The organism is Mesorhizobium sp. M7A.F.Ca.ET.027.02.1.1, assembly GCF_004022985.1.
Classification (GTDB): domain Bacteria; phylum Pseudomonadota; class Alphaproteobacteria; order Rhizobiales; family Rhizobiaceae; genus Mesorhizobium.
The window spans coordinates 1-449 of record NZ_RZOL01000943.1 but is presented as its reverse complement, the minus strand read 5'-3'; the positions used below and the strand labels follow the sequence as shown (position 1 = coordinate 449).

The following is a 449-nucleotide window of genomic DNA, read 5'->3' as shown; positions in this document are numbered from 1 at the left end:
TCGGCATTCAGGTGGGACCGGGCTTTTTCGCCTCACTTCGGGTCTCCGGATTACGGCTCAATCTGTTTGCCCTCGGCATTGTGGTGATGGGCGGGCTGGTCACCGCAATTCTGCACAAAATCTTCGATATCCCGCTGCCCGTGGTGCTGGGCATTTTCTCCGGGGCGGTCACCAACACGCCTGCGCTCGGTGCCGGGCAGCAAATCCTGCGCGATTTGGGTATCGAACCCGGCATTGTCGACCAGATGGGGATGAGCTACGCCATGGCCTATCCGTTTGGGATTTGCGGCATTCTGCTCTCCATGTGGCTGGTACGCGTCCTGTTTCGCATTAACGTCGACAAAGAGGCGAAGGACCACGAAACCACGCTCACCAACGGCCATATGCCGATCAAAACCATCAACATTCGGGTCGATAACCCCAACCTGAACAATATGGCGATTCAGGAC

General features: G+C 57.0%; 1 pseudogene. It reads left to right on the top strand.

Annotated elements, in window-relative coordinates:
* A pseudogene (locus tag EN749_RS37130) lies at positions 1–449 on the top strand (hypothetical protein); the annotation flags it as partial.